This is a genomic window from Myxosarcina sp. GI1(2024) (assembly GCF_053543375.1).
The window spans coordinates 15,029-31,707 of sequence record NZ_JBKGTY010000018.1 but is presented as its reverse complement, the minus strand read 5'-3'; the positions used below and the strand labels follow the sequence as shown (position 1 = coordinate 31,707).

Genomic DNA, 16,679 nt, shown 5'->3' with positions numbered 1-16,679 from the left:
TCTCTAGATTATTATTGGTAAGGAAACCCGACCGTATGCCCTATTTGCGATCGGGTCTTGTCTATTTTGGGAGAGGAGAATCCCCCAAACTTGTCAATACTGATTATTAGTCATTAGTCTTCGGGTGTTGAAGGGCAAAGCCAATGACAAGGAACGACAAAGCTAACCAAACTTACTAGCTGTTGCTGCGATTAGAAAGGCTCCGTAGGTAGCAATGTAGCCGACTGCAAAATGAGTCAAACCGACTAGGCGAGCCTGAACGATGGATAGAGCCACGGGTTTGTCTTTGGGATAGCCAAAAGATAACGGGGTGTGTTCGTGTGCCCACATTAGAGTTTCGATTAGCTCTTGCCAATAACCCCGCCAAGTAATTAGGAACATAAAGCTAACCGCCCAGGCTAAGTGTCCTAAAAGGAATATCCAAGCCCAGATCGCCAGATTGTTAGTGCCGTAGGGGTTATAACCATTGATTAACTGTGCGGAGTTTGCCCAAAGATAGTCCCTAAACCAACCCATCAGATAAGTAGAGCCTTCGTTAAATCGAGCGACATTGCCCTCCCAAATCGCCAGATGTTTCCAATGCCAATAGAAGGTAATCCAACCCAGGGTATTGAGCATCCAGAAAGTAGCAAGGTAGAAAGCGTCCCAAGCCGAGATATCGCAAGTACCGCCCCGTCCCGGTCCATCACAGGGGAAAGCAAAACCAAAATCTTTTTTGTCGGGCATCAGTTTAGAACCACGAGCATCTAACGCTCCCTTGACTAAGATTAAGGTGGTAACGTGAAGTCCGAGTGCGATCGCATGATGGACTAAGAAGTCTCCAGGACCGATAGTGAGAAATAGGGAGTTTGTACCGCTATTAATCGCTTCGAGCCAACCTGGTAGCCAGACATTAGCGTGATTGGGCCATGCAGTAGAAGCGATGCTATCGGGATTGGAGAGCAAAGTGCTGATGCCATAGAGTGTCTTACCATGAACTGCCTGAACCCATTGCGCGAATACGGGTTCGACTAAAATTTGTTTTTCTGCTGCGCCAAAGGCTACTTCGACATCATTGTGAACGTATAAACCCAGAGTATGGAAACCGAGAAATAGCGATACCCAGCTTAGGTGCGAAATAATCGCCTCTTTGTGGTCTAAAACCCTTGCCAAGACGTTGTTCCGATTTAGTTCTGGGTCGTAGTCCCGTACCAGGAAGATCGCCCCATGGGCAAAGGCACCAACCATTAAAAAGCCAGCAATATACTGATGGTGAGTATATAAGGCAGCCTGTGTGGTGTAGTCCCTGGCAATAAAAGCATAGGGCGGCATTGAATACATATGCTGCGCCACCAAAGAAGTAATTACTCCCAAACAAGCCAGATGCCAGCCTAGTTGAAAGTGCAGCGAATTATTGTAGGTATCGTAAATACCTTTATGTCCGCGACCAGTGTTGGGAGCGATAAAGAAACCATCCCAACCAGGTCCGGCTAAAGCTTCAGTCATCTCTTTGATATTGTGACCGATGCCAAAATTGGTGCGGTACATATGACCCGCAACGATAAACAGAACGGCGATCGCCAGATGGTGATGAGCCATGTCAGTGAGCCACAGAGATTCGGTTTGGGGATGAAAACCACCCAGAAAAGTCAAAATTGCCGTTCCCGCACCTTCAGAGGAGCCAAATACATGATTGGCAGTATCGGGATTCTGTGCGTAAACTCCCCAGTTAAGAGTAAAGAAAGCGCCCAAACCTGCTGAATGTGGTGGAGTAGATAAAAAATTATTCCAACCTACATGCTGTCCGCGAGATTCGGGAATTGCCACGTGAACTAAGTGACCAGCCCAGGCTAGAGAACTAACGCCAAACAGCCCTGCCAAATGATGATTGAGTCGGGACTCGGCGTTTTTAAACCAAGCCAGACTGGGGCTAAATTTTGGTTGGAGGTGTAGCCAGCCTGCAAATAACATTACCGAGGCGAGTATGAGTAGAAAAATCGACCCCATATATAGCTCGTTGTTAGAGCGCATCCCGATGGTATACCACCAGTGATAAACTCCAGAGTAAGCTATATTTACAGGATTAGAAGCGCCCGCCCTGGTAAATGCTTCAATTGCTCCGGGTCCAAATTGAGGGTCCCAAATCGCGTGGGCGATGGGAGGAATATTGAGCGGATCTTTAATCCACTGCTCGAAGTTGCCTTGCCATGCCACATGAAACAGCAGCCCTGAAGTCCACAGAAAGATAATCGCTATATGACCGAAGTGAGAAGCAAATATTTTCTGATATAGCTTCTCTTCCGTCATGCCATCGTGGAGTTCAAAATCATGAGCCGTAGCAATCCCGTACCAAACCCTTCTGGTAGTAGGATCTTGGGCGAGGTCTTGGCTAAATTTAGGAAATTTAGTAGCCATAATTAATAATTGTTAGACATTAATTGTTGGTAGGAGCGAATGGTAATTCGCCCTTTGAGGTTTTTCGATTGGGTTTGTCTGTACGTCTAACCAATCGCTGCTATTCGTTCGAGTCAGATCGTAGGGTGGGCAAATTTTAAAGTTCAAACTAGAAAATTTTACTGAAAGATAATTTTGTCCACCTTACTTACAGTTAAAGTAGTTAACCAATCGCCGCCATTCGTGCCAGGAAGAATGCCCAAGTGGTAACAATTCCTCCTAACAGATAGTGAGCGACTCCTACAGCCCGACCCTGAGTAATACTGAGAGCGCGGGGTTGGATAGCAGGGGTAATCTTGAGCTTGTTGTGCGCCCAGACGATAGACTCAATTAGTTCTTGCCAATAGCCGCGACCGCTAAACAGGAACATTAAACTAAAGCCAAAGACGAAGTGACCTGCTAGGAACATCAGACCGTAGGCAGAAAGGGCGCTGTTATAGGAGGTAATTACTTGGGAAGCTTGTGCCCACAAGAAATCTCGCAGCCAGCCGTTATTGGTAATCGAGCTAAGAGCAAAATTCCCCCCAGTAATATGGCTAATGGTGCCGTCGGCATCTACAGTCCCCCAAACATCTGACTGCATCTTCCAGAAAAAGTGAAAAATCACGATCGAAAGGGAATTGTACATCCAGAAAAGACCGAGAAACACGTGATCCCAAGCCGATACCTGACAAGTACCACCCCGTCCCGGTCCATCACAGGGGAAACGGAAGCCTAAAATACCCTTATCGGGAATTAGACGAGAACTACGAGCATAGAGAACTCCTTTGAGCAATACCAATACCGTGACGTGAATGGTAAAGGCATGGATGTGGTGAATTAAAAAATCTGCCGTACCCAAAGTAATCGGCATCATTGCCACCTTACCTCCTACAGCCAACACGCCACCGCCAAAAGCATAACTAACGGGTTCGCTTATACTAGGTGCGGTAGTTCCCAATCCTCCCAGTGCAATATTGCTAAAGCCTCCAAAAACATTACCCGTAGGCTGAGCAGCTTGAAGAGCGGGATTGCCAACTGCCATCGTATGAATATGCTGAATCCATTGAGCGAAGACTGGCTGTAATTGAATTCCCGTATCGGAAAACATATCTTGAGGACGACCAAAAGCCCGCATCGTATCATTATGGCAATAAATCGCAAAGCTATGAAAGCCTAAAAATTGACAGACCCAAGCTAAATGGGAAGTAATAGTATCGCGATGGCGAATCACTCGGTCTAAAAGATTGTTGACATTTTGAGCGGGGTCGTAGTCTCGCACCATAAAGATAGCAGCATGGGCGGCAGCACCTACAATGAGAAAACCGCCAATCCAAACGTGATGGGTAAATAAAGATAGAGTTGTGGCATAGTCAGTCGCTAAATATGGATAGGGCGGCATTGCATACATATGATGTGCCACGATAATGCTTAGAGAACCAATCATCGCCAGGTTGATGGCTAACTGCGCGTGCCAGGAGCTAGTCAAAATTTCGTATAGACCTTTATGTCCCTGTCCCGTAAACGGTCCTCGGTGTGCCTCCAGCATTTCCTTCATGCTGTGACCGATACCCCAGTTGGTACGGTACATATGACCGGCAATAATTAAAATTACCGCCAGTGCCAAGTGATGGTGAGCGCTATCCGAGAGCCATAAACCCCCCGTAACGGGGTTTAAACCACCTTTGAAAGTGAGGAAGTCAGCGTAAACTCCCCAATTTAAAGTAAAAAATGGTCGCAATCCTTGCTCGAAGCTAGGATATAGCTCGATCATTTTATTCGCATCGAGAATAAATTCATGGGGTAAGGGAATATCGGCAGGAGCGACACCTGCATCCAATAGCTTATTAATTGGTAATGCCACATGAATCTGGTGTCCCGCCCAGCCCAAAGAACCGAGTCCGAGTAATCCTGCCAAGTGATGATTCATCATCGACTCGGCATTCTGAAACCATTCCAGCTTGGGGGCGCGGACGTGATAGTGAAACCAGCCTGCAAATATCATTAAAGCTGCCATCACCAAACCACCGATCGCGGTACAGTAAAGCTGAAACTCATTGGTAATACCTGCGGCACGCCAAAGCTGAAATAAACCCGACGTTATTTGAATACCGTGAAAGCCTCCACCGACATCGCCATTGAGAATATCTTGACCGAAAATCGGCCAGACAACCTGGGCACTGGGTTTAATACTAGTGGGGTCTGATAGCCAAGCGGTGTAGTTGGAAAATCTAGCACCATGATAGTACATCCCGCTCAACCAGACAAAGACTACCGCCAAGTGTCCGAAATGGGCGGCAAATATCTTGCGGGAAACGTCTTCTAAATCGCTGGTGTGGGTATCAAAATCGTGAGCGTCGGCGTGTAAATTCCAAATCCAGGTGGTAGTTTTCGGACCTCTAGCCAGGGTGCGATCGAAGTGCCCTGGTTTTGCCCACTTCTCAAAAGAAGTAGGTACTGGATTGGTATCTACGACAACTTTTGCCTTTTGCTCAGACTCTGAAGGGCTAATTGTCATGTAAATTCTCCTTTAAATTGAAGAGTTTTGCAGTGTTGCCAACTCAGAAATTGTTAGTAATTTCTGGAAACAAAAATTGACCAATGGTCAGAGGGGACGTTTAAAGTCTCGAAACAAGTTCGAGACTCAGCCCCTCGGCTTGTGATACTGCGGTTGCCGCCGTATCATTACCTGACCTGCTAGTTGCTTTATGTTTGCCTCAAATCAGCAATAGATATTTTTGAGTAAATAAAGTCTTGCGTTTATTTCGATCGATCTGTTTTTTCAACAACTTCAATTACATTTGGCGCATGTAAAACCAGATCGCTTATCTATCAAAATAAGAACCTATCCCTCTTTTGTCACTTATAAATTCTGAAGTCTTTACAGAAAATAAAGATTGTTCAATTTTTTTCTAAATAATAAAAATTCAGAGCGAAGCATGGCTGTAATCAGCTCGCTGTATGATTCTATCTCGAAAAGTAACAGAAGAGGGCTATAGCAATCATATTTGATTGGTGAAAGTTCTAATAGCTAGATGTCTTTTGTTATCTTGAATTTTACAGTCTTATGAAATGCCAAAACGGTTTTTACTAATAATTCATTCTCTAGAAAACTAGACCGAGCTTCTTCATCCCAAGACATTTCCGAACCAAGTTTCCAATGTTTGATAGGTTTCCCAGTTAATTTATCGCTTGTCAAAAAGGAAGCGAAACCATTAGAACGTACTATATTTATTTCTTGCAATTTCACGATCGAAAATTCCTTACTAAAAGGGCAAATTACCGATTATTGCTGCGGTTTCCGAGGCCAGAGGCAACAATCGACTTTGATGGTTTTGATACTAATTGAACGAGCGTAGTTACGAAGTGTCCTCGTAACGTTGATAAGGGGCTGGCTGGCGGTTGCGGAGCGTCTTACGCGATTACACTTGTGGAGGGAACCTCCGAGTGTCTCGTACGCAAGTCGAAGACTCGGCTTCCTCGCCAGATTAATTAAATGCCCCGTCGCTCGATGATTTCATTCAAGCAATCTAATAGATTTTCTCTGATATTTTTATAATGAATGCTATATGTGAAAGAAGATTATTCCGCTAGATAGCTAGATTTGCTTATTTAAACTTATACCAGAATCAAATGGTCACTTAGCTAAGGTTGCTGTTATTTTTTACAAAACTTTAAAATTTGTACTTGACTGCTAAGTACAGGACAGGACAAAAATTGCAAAGAGTGTAAAAACTCATCTTGTTTCAAATCTAAATCAGTGAAAATAGAGCGCAGATGATCGAAACCATAGCGAAAAATACTTTTAGCTTTGCGACCATGTTTTTTGACTTTGATTGGTTGATGCTGATGATGTAACCATTCCCCTGTATTTAATTGCTTAACATAAAGCCAATGTCATCAAGGCAATTAATTTGCTTAAACGTTCCCCAGGGAGCAGGTCAGTTTTGTTAGGACAAGTGAACTAAATGAATAAAAACGCTCGATTTCAACGTTAAAATCAGGTGTGGTTAGAAGAGGAAACAGATGACAGCAGACGAAGAAAAAAAACTAACAGAACATCTTGAAGAGAATCGGTCATCAAACAAATTCAGACAATAAACAATGTAAAATTCTAGTAACTTACTAAAAAACTTATGTAAAAAAACTTATGTATATGTATTATGTAGAAATAGGAATATGACAAATATATAATAAGCCTTTTTTAAAATTCAACCAATAGTTAATAAATTTTTTTTTTAAATGCTGAGATATATGTCGGCTTACTGTTTATGAAAATTTTATTGATTGAAGATGACGAATTGATTGCTCAAACCTTAGAAAATATTTTGCGCGATCACGACTATGTTGTCGATCGTGCTGCTGAAGGCGAGTTGGGTTGGAGATTTATCGAGGCATATAATTATGACTTAATTCTGCTCGATATTATCCTGCCCAAACTAAATGGAATTGAGCTTTGTCGAAGATTACGTTCTGCGGGCGATCTAACCCCCGTTATGTTACTAACCGCTCAAAATTCTAATAACAAAAAAATAATTGGACTGGATGCAGGAGCGGATGATTATGTAGTCAAACCTTTTGAAATTTCCGAGTTATTGGCGCGAATTCGGGTCTTATTACGTCGCAAAAATTCCTTAACTCTGCCAATTTTAGAATGGGAAGATTTGCGTCTTGACTCTAGAACTCACGAGACGACTTATAGAGGAAAGTTACTCAACTTAACACCTAAAGAATATCGCTTACTAGAGCTTTTTTTACGTAATGGCGATCGAGTTTTAACTAGGAGTGTAATTTTGGATAGTCTTTGGTCGGTTGATGAAGCGCCAACCGAAAACGCAGTTATGGCTCATATTAAAGATCTACGGCGTAAACTCAAACAAGTTGGAGCCAATACCAACTTAATTGAAACCATATATGGAGTCGGTTATCGACTCAAATCAATAGCCACCAATACTAACTCTCCAGCCCCATCTCAAAAGCCAGACCTAACTAAGCGACAGAAGTTAGAAAGTTCGTTAGCGTCACTTTGGCAAAAGTTTGAAGGCTTAAATAACCAACGTTTAGAAATTCTCGAACGAGCCAATCGTGCTTGGCAAGATGATACTTTAGAAGCCGAACTCTTACAACAGGCAAAATGGTCGGCTCATAGATTGGCAGGAGGGCTTGGCGTGTTTGGCTTTGCTGAAGGCTCGCGTTTGGCAATTGAAATTGAAGATCTACTTAGAGTGCAAGAAACTTCCGAACCAGAGCGAGCCAGTTACTTTTCCGAACTATTACTCGCCTTAAAAAATTCTTTAAAATTAGATCGCGATTTACAGCCTGCCCTAACAGAGCAAAATAGTCCTTTAATCTTGGCGATCGACGATTGCTCTCAATTAGTAGCAAGAGTTTTAGCTGAGATGTCTGCTGCCAACATTGGTTTTGAGTTAGTTAGCAACCAAGCTAATCTCAAACAAGCATTGGATAAGCCAGATCTAGATGTTGTAATCTGGGATTTTGCTCTAAGCGGTTTGACGGCAGTAGAACTCAATGATTTTGCAGGTCTAGTTAACGAGATCTTGCCGACCTTAGTAATCCTCTTGACAAATAACGATAACCTAAGCGATCGCCTCAAATTCGTCCGTCTGTTCGAGCAGAAAAATCTACTTTTACAGCAATCGGCACTAAGCAAACAAGCGATTGTCTCGCTCGTTAAAGCCATCAAGAGAATTAAACATAAAGAGGCAAAAGTGTTACTGGTGGATGATGATGCCGAAGTCTTGGAATTTATTCGCAGTGTCATCAAGCCTTGGAATCTGGATTTGACGACGTTAGAGAACCCACGGCAATTTTGGCAGGCGATCGCCAAATTAGATCCAGATTTACTGATTCTGGATGTGGCGATGCCCGAGTCAGACGGGATCGAACTTTGCCAGCTAGTCCGCAACGATCCCCGTTGGCGTGAGTTACCAATTTTGTTTTTTACCGTTCACAGCGATCGCCGCACTATGTATCGAGTTCTAGCTGCGGGAGCAAACGATTTTGTGAGTAAAACTATTCCTCAGACAGAATTGGTAACTAAAATATTCAATCATCTCAACCGCAGTCAATTATTGCGGGCTATTCAGTACTAATTGACGAATGGTAGCTAAAGACCAATGACAAATGACAACTGCTGACTAATTCGCTTTATTTTTGTCGTTCTATAAAGAAACATGAGCCAACAAAATCGACCATCTCAAACCGATAATCAAGATCTTGAATCTTGGGGAATGTTGCTGCATCGGATGATGAATCGCATCCGTCAGTCTTTAGAACTCTCGGTAATTCTTTCTGCTACTGTAGCCGAAGTTAGAGCTTTTTTAAAAACTGACCGAGTTAAAATCTATCGGTTTGAAGCAGACGGCAGTGGGGAAGTAGTAGCAGAGTCAGTTGATAACCAGCAGCTACCATCTTTATTGGGACAGCACTTTCCAGCCGAAGATATACCTCTAGAAATGCGCGAACTCTATTTGCGGGAACGCCAGCGAACCATCGTTAATGTAGCGACACGCCAAATTGGCATGAGTTCGTCAGCTAAGGCTGAAAATGGCAAAAATATTAGCTTTCGCGAGGTCGATCCGTGTCATGTCGAGTACCTGACAGCTATGGGAGTACAATCTTCTTTGGTAGTTCCCATTGTCAGTGGCGATCTCTGGGGATTGTTGGTTTCTCACCACAGCTTGCCGCGCATCGTCACCGTCAAAGAATTGGAGATGGTGCAACTAGTCGCCGATCAAACTTCAATAGCGATCGCCCAAGCAAATTTATTGGAGTCTACCCGCGTGCAAGCGCGTCAGGAAGCTGCCATCAACCGCGTTGGTAAATCGCTGCATTCGATGACGGAAATGCAGCTACAGCAGGCTTTAAAGCATACTGTTTCCGCCCTACAGGGGTCGGGAGGTCGAGTATATATTACCCCCCAAAATTCCGAATCAGTAGCGCAACTGTATGTCTCTGGCGAACAACCCGTATTCTTAGCCGAGACAGATAACGCCAACACTGTCGCTCCAATCCCTCTAGAGCAGCATCCTAGTTGGCAAGCATGGCTAGAAACTACACTGCATGAAAAGCGGGTAATTATGCCCTGGGCGATTGCCGAGATCGATCGCGCCCCCATGCCTGCGGATTGGGCGATCGCTTTCCAACCGACAAAAATTAAAAGTATTTTAACCATTCGGCTAGAGTATCGACGCAGAATCTTGGGTTATCTCACCGTGTTTCGCCAGGGTGTGGATATTGAAACCATTTGGGCAAAAAGACCAGACCGCGACGATCCCCGCAATCAGTTTCCCCGTAAGTCTTTTGAGACTTGGCGCGAACTCCAGCAAAACCAAGCTCGTCAGTGGACGAGTAGTGAAATCGAACTGGCACAGACTTTAGGCAGTCATTTTGCGATCGCTATCTATCAATACCAACTCTATCAACAGATTCGCACCCTTAACGCTACCTTAGAATGTCGAGTGCAAGAGCGAACCGCAGAGCTACAGCAGACCAACCAAAAGTTAATCCGAGAAATTAGCGATCGCCTCAGAACTAGAGCTTCTCTAGAAAGACTCAGCCATCAACACGAATTGATTTTAAATTCGGCTGGAGAAGGTATTTACGGGCTAGATTTGCAAGGAAAAACCACCTTTATCAATCCTGCGGCGGCTGAAATGCTCGGATATCAGGTCACCGACCTACAAAACCACTTAATGCACGAGGTCGTCAATCATTCAACCTCAGAAGAAATTGTCTATTCCTGGCAGGAAAATCCTATTTGTCAAACCCTACAAACTGGCGAGGTACATCACGTAACCAACGAAATATTTTGGCGTAAAGACAAAACCAATTTTCCCGTAGAGTATGTTAGCACCCCAATCCGAGAACAGCAGCAGATTGTGGGAGCAGTGGTCATCTTTAAAGACATTACCGAACGGCAGATCGTAGACCGCATGAAGGACGAATTTATCTCGGTGGTCAGCCACGAACTGCGAACCCCTCTAACTTCCATTCGCAGTGCCATTGGGATGCTGGCTAGTGGTCGTTTAGATCCTACCTCTCCCAAAAGCCAGCGTTTGTTGGAAATTGCTCTCGATAATTCCAATCGACTAGTACGTTTGATTAACGACATTCTGGATTTAGAGCGGATTAAATCGGGCAAGGTGACAATGGTCAAAGACACCTACAACGCCGCAGAGGTGATGCTCGATGCGGTTGAGGTGATGCAAAGTCTGGCAGATAAAGCCAATATCCAACTTTCCGTAACCCCACTAGCAGTTACGCTATGGCTCGATCGCGATCGCATCATCCAAACCCTAACTAACTTACTGAGTAACGCCATCAAATTTTCACCACCCCAGACTACGGTTAGTCTGGATGCGCTTTTAGTGAACGCTACCGAAGTTTTGGGTTCTGGGGACTCTACCGACTCGGTCATGTTTCGCGTCAGGGATTGCGGTAGGGGTATTCCTCCAGAAAACCTAGAAACTATCTTCGATCGCTTTCAACAAGTCGATGCTTCCGATTCTCGCGATCGCGGGGGGACGGGTTTGGGACTTGCCATTTGTCGCAGTATCGTCCAACAGCACGGCGGTAAAATCTGGGTAGAAAGCGTCTTAGGGAAGGGAAGTACTTTCTTGTTCACCCTGCCAATTCCTAACTAAATAGTCCTTTTTCCTTTGTCATCTGTAACTAAGGACAAAGGACTAGAGACATAAACAAGGACTAACAACCAATGACCAAAAAAATTTTACTAATTGACGACGATAATGATGTTCGAGAAGCCACGCAAATCTGTCTGGAATTAACAGGAGATTGGGAAATTTTGACCGCGAGTTCGGGTAGAGAAGGTTTGGTTAAAGCGATCGCCGAACAACCCGATATCATTTTGTTAGACGTAATGATGCCAGATATAGATGGTTTGGAGACTTTTAAACAACTACAGGCTAATTCTGCAACTCGCTATATTCCCGTAATTTTACTAACGGCAAAAGCTCAACCAGCCGAACAGCGTCAGTTTACTCAGCTACAGGTGTCGGATGTAATTACGAAACCCTACGACCCCTTTGACCTATCAGAACGCATTGTCAAAGTTTTGGGATAAATAAAGGAAATAAAAAGTAGGTTATATCGAACTGGTTTTACTCAACTTCAAACAATTACTTTTGCTGTTGCTTCTTCTGCTACTTAATTTTTAACCGAACGGTATTGACTCGCTACTAACTACTCGATCGCTAAAGTTGTCAGGGATAAATTGCTTCATTAGTTATTCAGATTTGTTCTCTAAAATCCAAAATGTACATACATTAAGCTGTAAGAGTTACCGTCGATGCCAATCAAGACGCGGCAAATCGTATTGATTAGTTGTGAAAATAGTATCCAGGAAGTGATGCAGGTTTGTTTAGAGACTATTTTGAACTGCGAAGCGATTGTAGCTAATTCTGGTGCTGAGGGAATCGAACGAGCTGCGATAGAGCTACCTAGAGCTATTCTACTCGATCTCGATGAAACGATGCCCGATTTGAGTTGGAGAGAAATAATTTGCAATTTAAAGCAAAATTCTTCGACCAACAATATTCCCTTAATTCTCTTGACAGCTTCACCTCAATCTCAAGAACTAATTCGGCTACAGCAGATAACAGAACTTGAGCCGGTTGTTAAATCTTTCGATCTGCTAAATTTAGCCAGTCAAATTTCTAGATTACTTCGCTGGAACTAAGAAAAGCTGTTAGCTATAAGATAATCCCTCGGAACAATATTTAAATTTTTTGCTAAAAATTTGTCTTCTTCAGAAGTTTTACAGATTGTTTGTTTAATATCGTATCGTACAGACAAGTAAAAAGTTAAGTTGCCTGGTAAATTTACTTACATTCCTGAAATTAACCCCATCGCTTCTGGCCTCGGAAACCGCAACGATGAGGTTTTTATTCCTACCCTTTTAGCAAGGAATTACTAATTATGTTACAGCATTTATCCATTCTCAAACACTCCCAGGTTCAGATTAGTAATTTAGTCGAGCAACTCAAGGCTAGTCAAAACCAGAGCTTCTGACTAGCCTTGAGTTGAGACAGAAAATTACCTATCTTTCTCGCTTGTAAATTTTCAGAACAACTCGAACTATCCACAACAAAAGTTCTTGGTGCGATCGCTCTTTCTCAAACGTATTTACAGCGGTTTTCAGATCGATTAAACACGAATTTAGAGCGAACAAAGTTAGAAATATAGAGCAAATGTACTTTATGAGAGCCAAAACTGCTGTAGTTATTTAATTGTTCAGTTAGGAGATCGAAAAAATTATGACCACGACCATTCAACAACAGCAACCCCTCGATCTATGGGAGCGTTTTTGTCGATGGGTTACTAGTACTGAAAATCGACTATACATTGGTTGGTTTGGTGTTTTGATGATTCCCCTATTGGGTGTGTCAACCACAGTTTTTATCCTTGCCTTTATTGGCGCACCGCCAGTAGATATCGATGGTATTAGAGAGCCAATCTCTGGTTCCTTACTCTACGGCAATAATATTATTACTGGCGCCGTAGTACCTACATCCAATGCCATTGGCTTGCACTTTTATCCAATTTGGGAAGCTGCCTCGATGGACGAATGGCTCTACAATGGCGGTCCCTATCAAATGATTGCCTTTCATTACATTCCCGCCCTTTGCTGCTACCTGGGAAGAGAGTGGGAATTAAGCTACCGCCTGGGAATGCGTCCCTGGATTTGTGTTGCCTTTAGCGCGCCTCTAGCAGCGACTGTTTCTGTTTTTTTAATCTATCCCATCGGACAGGGTAGCTTTTCAGACGGTTTGCCTATGGGCATTAGCGGCACGTTTAACTTTATGTTTGTCTTCCAAGCCGAACATAATATCTTAATGCACCCATTTCATATGTTGGGAGTTGCAGGGGTATTTGGTGGAGCGTTTTTTGCTGCCATGCACGGTTCGCTAGTAACATCTTCACTAATTAAAGAAACTAGCGATAGTGAATCCCAAAACTATGGCTATAAGTTCGGTCAAGAACAAGAAACCTACAACATAGTTGCCGCTCATGGCTATTTCGGTCGTCTGATCTTTCAGTATGCCAGCTTTCAAAACAGCCGCAACCTACACTTTTTCTTAGCAGCTTGGCCCGTTATCTGCATTTGGTTTACAGCTTTGGGGATTTGCGTCATGGCATTTAACCTCAATGGCTTTAATTTCAACCAGTCAATTTTAGATTCTCAAGGTCGGGTACTTCCGAGTTGGGCAGATGTTATCAATCGCGCCAATTTGGGTTTTGAAGTAATGCACGAACGCAATGCCCATAATTTTCCCATGGATTTAGCCTGTGGTGAGGCTACTCCGATCGCTCTAACAGCGCCCTCAATCGGCGGTTAGGTGTATTATCAACTCAAGCACTTATTTTCTTGCTTCTCAACTCGGAAACCGCAGCGATATGTTTTTAGTAAGGAGCTACAAATAGATGATTCAGCAAGACCAAATACTCTCAACTTCGGTGGAATTAGATTCTGCTGTCGATCGCCAAGCCGAACCCAATCTTAGCTTATGGGAACAATTTTGTCGCTGGGTTACCAGTACCAATAACCGCATCTACATTGGCTGGTTTGGAGTACTGATGATTCCCACGATGCTCACTGCCAGTATTGTATTTATCATCGCGATCGTGGCTGCACCACCTGTAAATTGGGATGGACTGGGTTCTCCTGTTTCTGGTTCTTTGTTAGCTGGCAATAACGTTATCACTGCGGCAGTCATTCCGACTTCAGCAGCAATTGGTTTGCACTTTTACCCAATTTGGGAAGCGGCTTCAATAGATGAATGGCTCTACAATGGCGGTCCCTATCAACTAATCGTACTGCACTTTCTGATTGGAATTATTGCCTATCAAGACCGAGAGTGGGAATTAAGTTATCGCTTGGGAATGCGACCTTGGATTTCTCTAGCTTTTACAGCCCCCGTAGCGGCGGCAATATCGGTGTTGATAATTTATCCCATCGGACAGGGAAGTTTTTCAGAAGGGATGCCTTTAGGAATCTCTGGTACGTTTTTCTTTATGTTTCGCCTACAAGCAGACCACAATATTTTGATGAGTCCTTTTCATCAGTTGGGGGTAATAGGTGTCTTGGGTGGGGCTTTATTTTGTGCCATGCACGGCTCAATTGTCACCTCGACCCTAATTCGCAACACCAATGAGCATGAATCGATAAATCTAGGATATAAGCTGGGTCAAAAGAAATCAACCTATAGCTTTGGTAAATCTCAGAGCTATCAGCGCAGTCTGTGGGGAATAAGTTTTCCCAATTCGCGATCGCTCCACTTTTTCTTAGCGGCTTTTCCCGTAGCGGGAATTTGGTCGGCAGCGATTGGGATTGATATTGCGGCTTTCGACTTTGAAGGATTTAATTTCCAACAGCCTACGATCGTCAGTCAAGAGCACATAATTCCCACCTGGATGGATATTATTTTTGATGCCAATTTGGGGTTGTCGGAGATAACCAGACAACCGAGCAATCTGTGCAATCTGTCAGTTTTTCCAGACTGGGGTTTTTCCAGACTGGGAAACAACTTCAGACCTACAGCTTATTAGCTTTCCTTTAAAACTATAGTCAACGGAGCGCTTAACTACTAACTACTAACAACAAATTATGGAAACCCCGTTTACCGATTTAACCCTCAATATTACTGCCACTGCTGGAGATGAAATCGATCCCAGACGAGAAGGAAAAGATAAAGCTTCTACAGGATATGCCTGGTGGGCTGGAAATGCCCGTTTTATCAACCTTTCCGGTAAATTTTTAGGAGCGCACGTCGCTCATGCTGGCTTGATTGCCTTTTGGGCTGGAGCAATGCTGCTGTACGAAGTGGCACACTACAATCCCGATCTGCCGATGTTTAGACAGGGCTGCTTGTTAATGCCTCACATTGCCACTTTAGGGTTTGGAGTCGGTCCTGGTGGAGAAGTGGTCGATCTGTTCCCTTTCATGGCGATCGCCGTGTTGCATTTGATTGGTTCGGCTGTTTTGGGTCTTGGCGGACTCTATCACGCTTTACGAGGACCGAGTAAACTATCTGGCTTTTTCGATTTCGACTGGTCGGACAAAGACAAGATTAGCTCGATCTTGGGCTACCATCTGATTGCTTTGGGAGTAGCCGCACTACTTTTGGTCTGCAAAGCGATGTTTTGGGGTGGCTTGTACGATACTTGGTTGCCTGGAGGGGGCGATGTGCGCCTGGTAACAAATCCCACTCTCGATCCCAGAGTCATCTTCGGTTACTTCTTTCGTAATCCTTTTGGTGGAAGCGGTTGGCTCGTTAGCGTCGATAATTTAGAAGATATTGTCGGCGGTCATATCTGGATGGGCGGCATCTTAATCGCTGGTGGCATCTGGCATGTCGTAACCGTTCCCTTTGAGTGGACTGACAAAGTTTTTATCTGGTCGGGAGAAGCCTATCTTTCTCAAAGTTTGGGCAATGTCGCAGGTCAGGCGTTTATCGCTGCGATGTTTATTTGGTTTAATAACACTGCTTATCCAAGCGAATTCTACGGTCCGACTGTTGCCGAATCATCCCAGGCACAATCGTTGGTATTTTTGATTCGAGACCAAAATCTGGGAGCTAACATTGCCACAACTCAAGGTCCTGTAGGCTTGGGCAAATACTTGCAGCGATCGCCTACTGGAGAAGTTATCTTTGGCGGTGAAACCATGCGCTTTTGGGATTTTCGCGGTCCTTGGTTAGAACCACTACGCGGACAGAACGGTCTAGACCTAGATAAGCTGCGTAACGATGTTCAACCCTGGCAAATTCGCCGCGCCTCTGAATATATGGTGCAGGCACCTATGGGTTCGATTAACTCTGTAGCTGGTCTAGCAACCGAAACTAACGGCTTTAACTTTTTATCAGTTCGTACCTGGATGACTGGTTCCCATCTGATTCTCGCTTTTTTCTTTCTCGTCGGTCATTGGTGGCACGCAGGTAGGGCAAGAGCGCAAGCTGCTGGTTTCGAAAGAGGAATCGATCGCCAAGACGAACCCGTTTTATCAATGGGAGATATTGATTGATTATTAGAAGGCAAGAGGCAAGTATCAAGTATAGATTGAAGAGAGCAAATGCAGAATTTTCAAAAAGTTTTTAATAGTGTATCCATTATGTCAATTGTGACTCTGGCTATAGCTTTAGCAACTGTAATGTTTTTAAGTTTTATTCTGACAAGTCTTCCCGCCGCAATTTAGCGTTCTTTGCTTGAAGGAAGAGGGAATAATC

Annotated in this window: 10 protein-coding genes and 1 pseudogene; 7 read left to right on the top strand and 4 right to left on the bottom strand. The window is 43.9% G+C overall.

Translation table 11 applies throughout. From position 1 onward, the window contains the following. Positions 1-162: 162 nt before the first annotated feature. The 4 genes and pseudogenes from psaB to ACLFKQ_RS29710 form a co-directional block, all read right to left on the bottom strand. The gene (gene psaB / locus ACLFKQ_RS29725) at positions 163-2,394 is read right to left on the bottom strand and encodes a photosystem I core protein PsaB (protein ID WP_449003223.1); all 2,232 of its coding nucleotides are present in this window, start codon (positions 2,392-2,394) and stop codon (positions 163-165) included. A 202-nt stretch (positions 2,395-2,596) separates the two neighbouring features. Continuing rightward, positions 2,597-4,930, bottom strand: coding sequence for a photosystem I core protein PsaA (psaA, locus tag ACLFKQ_RS29720; protein WP_449003222.1), 2,334 nt, complete (start codon positions 4,928-4,930; stop codon positions 2,597-2,599). A 513-nt stretch (positions 4,931-5,443) separates the two neighbouring features. Next, complete coding sequence (locus ACLFKQ_RS29715; protein ID WP_449003221.1) at positions 5,444-5,662, bottom strand: hypothetical protein; 219 nt, start codon at positions 5,660-5,662, stop codon at positions 5,444-5,446. Positions 5,663-6,069: 407 nt separating this feature from the next. Continuing rightward, a pseudogene (locus ACLFKQ_RS29710) lies at positions 6,070-6,343 on the bottom strand (hypothetical protein); the annotation flags it as partial. A 340-nt stretch (positions 6,344-6,683) separates the two neighbouring features. On the opposite strand from ACLFKQ_RS29710, the gene ACLFKQ_RS29705 reads away from it, so the two are divergent. The 7 genes from ACLFKQ_RS29705 to psbC all read left to right on the top strand — a co-directional run bounded on the left by ACLFKQ_RS29705 (position 6,684) and on the right by psbC (position 16,477). Next, the gene (locus ACLFKQ_RS29705) at positions 6,684-8,525 is read left to right on the top strand and encodes a response regulator (protein WP_449003220.1); all 1,842 of its coding nucleotides are present in this window, start codon (positions 6,684-6,686) and stop codon (positions 8,523-8,525) included. An 81-nt stretch (positions 8,526-8,606) separates the two neighbouring features. Continuing rightward, entirely contained in the window at positions 8,607-11,078 is a 2,472-nt protein-coding gene (locus tag ACLFKQ_RS29700) for an ATP-binding protein (RefSeq protein ID WP_449003219.1), read from the top strand. Between the two features lie 71 nt (positions 11,079-11,149). After that, positions 11,150-11,518 (top strand): response regulator, encoded by a 369-nt coding sequence (locus ACLFKQ_RS29695; RefSeq protein WP_449003218.1) that lies wholly within the window; start codon positions 11,150-11,152, stop codon positions 11,516-11,518. A 225-nt stretch (positions 11,519-11,743) separates the two neighbouring features. Continuing rightward, on the top strand, positions 11,744-12,133 hold the full coding sequence (locus tag ACLFKQ_RS29690; RefSeq protein ID WP_449003217.1) for a response regulator: 390 nt from the start codon (positions 11,744-11,746) through the stop codon (positions 12,131-12,133). A gap of 577 nt (positions 12,134-12,710) precedes the next feature. Further along, the gene (gene psbA, locus ACLFKQ_RS29685; RefSeq protein ID WP_449003216.1) at positions 12,711-13,793 is read left to right on the top strand and encodes a photosystem II q(b) protein; all 1,083 of its coding nucleotides are present in this window, start codon (positions 12,711-12,713) and stop codon (positions 13,791-13,793) included. Positions 13,794-13,878: 85 nt separating this feature from the next. Then, the gene (locus ACLFKQ_RS29680; RefSeq protein ID WP_449003215.1) at positions 13,879-15,003 is read left to right on the top strand and encodes a photosystem II q(b) protein; all 1,125 of its coding nucleotides are present in this window, start codon (positions 13,879-13,881) and stop codon (positions 15,001-15,003) included. Positions 15,004-15,061: 58 nt separating this feature from the next. After that, on the top strand, positions 15,062-16,477 hold the full coding sequence (psbC, locus tag ACLFKQ_RS29675) for a photosystem II reaction center protein CP43 (protein WP_449003214.1): 1,416 nt from the start codon (positions 15,062-15,064) through the stop codon (positions 16,475-16,477). Positions 16,478-16,679 lie beyond the last annotated feature (202 nt).